General features: G+C 40.3%; 1 pseudogene. It reads left to right on the top strand.

The window, feature by feature from the left end:
- Positions 1–41: 41 nt before the first annotated feature.
- A pseudogene (locus RRF55_RS28795) lies at positions 42–221 on the top strand (D-lactate dehydrogenase); the annotation flags it as partial.

Genomic DNA, 221 nt, shown 5'->3' on the forward strand with positions numbered 1-221 from the left:
CTTTATTGAAAAGCTCAAAAAATTAATGGGCAGGATATAAAATGCAATCCAATTTAGACGCACCGCAAACTATTCAAAAACTCATCACCATTGTTGGTAAACAACATGTTTTAACTGACGATAAAGACACACGTTTATACCGCCAAGGTCGTCGTTACGGTGCAGGGAAAGTACTAGCTGTTGTTGCGCCAGGTTCATTACTGGAACAGTGGCAAGTACTG

Source organism: Klebsiella sp. K47, assembly GCF_051858335.1.
Classification (GTDB): Bacteria; Pseudomonadota; Gammaproteobacteria; order Enterobacterales; family Enterobacteriaceae; genus Klebsiella; species Klebsiella pneumoniae.